This is a genomic window from Candidatus Cloacimonadota bacterium (assembly GCA_011372345.1).
In the GTDB taxonomy this organism is placed as follows: domain Bacteria; phylum Cloacimonadota; class Cloacimonadia; order Cloacimonadales; family TCS61; genus DRTC01.
In genome coordinates, this window is the sequence record DRTC01000561.1 from 1 (window position 1) to 3612 (window position 3612).

Annotated in this window: 3 protein-coding genes; all 3 read left to right on the plus strand. The window is 36.1% G+C overall.

Features of this window, described 5'->3' with window-relative positions:
• Positions 1-570, plus strand: a complete 570-nt coding sequence (locus ENL20_10735) for a hypothetical protein (GenBank protein ID HHE39030.1) — start codon at positions 1-3, stop codon at positions 568-570.
• Between the two features lie 205 nt (positions 571-775).
• The gene (locus ENL20_10740) at positions 776-1612 is read left to right on the plus strand and encodes a hypothetical protein (GenBank protein HHE39031.1); all 837 of its coding nucleotides are present in this window, start codon (positions 776-778) and stop codon (positions 1610-1612) included.
• A 204-nt stretch (positions 1613-1816) separates the two neighbouring features.
• The coding region (locus ENL20_10745; protein HHE39032.1) for a signal peptide peptidase SppA at positions 1817-3612 on the plus strand (1796 nt) is incomplete at its 3' end.

Here is a 3612-nt window from a genome sequence, read left to right on the forward strand (position 1 = left end):
ATCGAGAAATCAAAGAATCCAAAAGTTTTCGTGGAATATGTTATCAAAGTTCCGGAGAATATGCTTTTAAGTTCCATCCAAACCTCGAATGGAAGTATCAAAATCGAAAATGTCAAAGGAGATGCGGAACTTTCTACTTCCAATGGCAGCATCAAAGTTTTTAATACTGAAGGAAACCTGATATTGCGGACAAGTAACGGCTCCATAACTGCTGATAAAATCTCCGGTTCAATTAATGCCGGAACCAGCAACGGAAGTATTAATGTATATAAAATCGATGGAACAATCGATGCTTCCACATCTAACGGAAGTATAAAAGCAGAAATTTCTTTTCTAAATGATGATGCCGAATTCTCAACAAGTAACGGTTCGATCAAACTCTATTTGAATCCTGAACTGAATGCGGATATTCTCGCTTCCACCTCCAATTCCGGCATTAAATTGCACGATATTGAAATAACTACCAGTGATTTTTCCAAAAATTATCTGAAAGGAAAAATCGGAAAAGGCGGGAAACAGATCAGAGCAAAAACTTCCAACAGCAGTATAAACATTTATGAGTTGGATTGATGTATCACAATCAATCATGATTGTGAAAGTAGCACAGAATTGCATTCTGTGAAAAATAGATTTTAATGAATTTATTGAAATCGGAAATAACATTTTGCAAAAATGTTTTACATTTCTCAAACAGGATTGTTTGAGTTACAGTAATCCCATCCTCACGATGGGAAAAATACCATTGAGAAATGGTGATACATATCAAGGAGGATAAATGAAAAAATCAGGAGTTTTAGCAATTATTATGGTGATTTTGTTTTCATCAAATTTATTTTCTGATAATTCTGTAATAAGTGATGAGATAATTTCAGCGATTGATAATATGCAACCTGTTAAGTATGAGAATGTTACTATCAAAGGGAACTTGAAATTTATCGATGTTCAAGAGAAAAAAGTTGTTTCATCATCAGATTCGGAATCGACTGAATACCATTGTTTTGTTCAAGTACCGGTCGTTTTTGTCGATTGTATCTTTGCCGGAGATGTAGTTGCTTATTTCAATGATGAAATAAAAGATGAGATGTATGCGGCGATATTTGATGAAGAAGTTATTTTCAGGAATTGCACTTTCGAAAGAGATGCTCTTTTCAAATACTCGGAATTTCATCAAGATACAGATTTTACTAATAACAAGTTCGATGGAGAAGCATTGTTCAAATACAGCAAATTTGACACTTCCGTTAGTTTTGAAAATTGCAGTTTTTACGAGGATGCTAATTTTAAATATACAAAATTCCGGCAGACAAGTTTTTTCGGTAATTCTGTTTTCTTTGATCTTGCCAACTTCAAATATACAAAATTCGAAGATTTAGCAGATTTTTCAATGGTAACCTTCAAAGATGAAGCGGATTTTAAATACACAAAATTTCCGGAAGGAGTGACATTTGAAAATGCCAGATTTAATAATTATGCAAATTTTAAATATGTTCATTTTTATGAACCTTTCAATATGACAGGAACTGAATTCAAGGGTAATACTGATTTCAAATATACAAAATTAGAAGATCAGGATTTTTCCGGAAAATTATCAGATGATTCCGGAGCGTATTAGTTAATAAAACCTTGAAAACGGTCTCTACCAGAGGAATTCTCTCACTCGACCTTTTCAATGGTTAAAGATGATGACGAATGGTACAGCGAGAACCGTTGAAAAAGTTCAGCAAGGAGAGAATACTTTTAAACTTTTTCAAGGTTATAGTTTTTCACATTTTACAAAAATGTGCTACAAAAATAAACAAAATAAGGAGCAGAAAAAATGAAAAGAATCATTTTAGTTTTGATCATGAACCTTCTACTTGGAGGTTTAGTCGCTCAAGAACCTGTTTATTGCGAATTACCGGTCGCTAATACAGATGGATTTCTATCAGCAAAAGTAAATCCGGCAGCCTTGAGTTTTGGTAATGGCGGAGGAATCGGTTTTTTAGGTCATTATGACAAAGATGGAAAATTTGAAGATGATGTTTATTCTTTGTTCTTCAATTTTGATGGTTTGGCTTATGTTCTGGATCATTCCAATGTAGATGATCACACGATTTTACTTTCGTCTAAATTATTCAGGAACTTCCATTTGGGAGCATCCTACAACTGGAGAAACGACAAGTATAAAAAAGGTGATTGGTCGGAATCTCTGCTTTATCGACCATTTGACTTCTTATCTCTGGGAGCTGTTGGCCGAGACCTTTTTAAAGATGAAAGAAGTTATCAAATTGGTCTGGCAGTGCGACCGGTTTTCCTGAAGGGAAAAGTCTGGGATCGAGTTAGTTTCTCCTCGGATTTCAGTTATACTGATGAAGAATGGTCCGATCCAGCAATTGGCATTCAAACTGAACTTGTTAACGGGATCAATTTTGGCGGATCGTACAGTCTGGAAACTGAAACGATCGGTGCGAATTTCAGTTTGAGTTTTTCCAAGCTTAAGATCGGAAGTCTGTTTGGATTCGATGATGAAAATAAATTTTCCCAGGGAAGTTATTATGTGCATGTTTCCGATAAATTCTTCCGCTCTTTTACGGACAGCAAAAGAAGAGACAAATTCTATGATTTCAAATTAACAGGAAAGATCGTTGAGAAAAAGTCCGGAATGGAGATCGGACCTTTTAAGATCGTATCCGGTAAAGATCAGACCATTTCGCAGGTGATCAAGAAAATCGAGAAACTAAAAAAGGATGATAAGATCGGTGGTATTGTCTTCAAATCAGGAAATTTTTCAACCAGTTTTGCTAATTTCCTGGAACTGAAAAAGGCTCTTCTCGATTTCAAATCAACAGGGAAAAAGATCGTATTTTATTATGAAAATATCAGCAATGTAAATTATGCTTTTGCTGCTTCTGTTGCCGACGAGATCTATCTGAATCCTCTCGGTAGTATCGATCTGAAAGGAATCTCGGTATCCATGCCGTATCTGAAAGATGCTCTGAACAAACTTGGTATCGAAGTAATAAATTTCAGGAGTCATGAATACAAAACAGCAGGAAACATGCTTTCGGAAAATGGAATGACCGCTGCTGAAAGAGAATCATATGATGAACTTTTACAGGGATTATACGATGAACTGGTAAGTATGATCGATTCCGGAAGAAAAGGGAAATTATCCAAATCTGCTGCGGAAATTATCGATGATGGACCATATTTTATTTCCAAAAAGGCTTATGAAAACGGTCTTGTGGATGGAATTATTTACGAAGATGAACTGGAAGACAAATTAAAAGATATTTATCCCAAAACAAAGATCTTGAAAAAGCTCTGTCAGAATAAGATCCGATATGATTGGAGCGACGAGAAAAAGGACAAGATCGCTCTCATCTATGCAGTGGGGAATATCCATTCAGGCAAAGGAAGATCAGGGAAATCCATAGGTTCGGTAACTACTTCACAAGCGATCAAGAAAGCACGCGAAGATAAATCCGTGAAAGGAATTATCCTGCGAATAGACAGCGGTGGAGGTTCTGCTCTTGCTTCCGACATAATTGCCCGTGAAATCGCTCTCTGCAAAGAAGGTAAGAACAAAAAACCCGTGATTGCTTCCATGGGTGGAGTTGCTGCTTCCGGAGG

Bases quoted from the DNA above. Each gene is read 5' to 3' on its own strand.
- ENL20_10740 (HHE39031.1), top strand. From the start codon at position 776: ATGAAAAAATCAGGAGTTTTAGCAATTATTATGGTGATTTTGTTTTCA.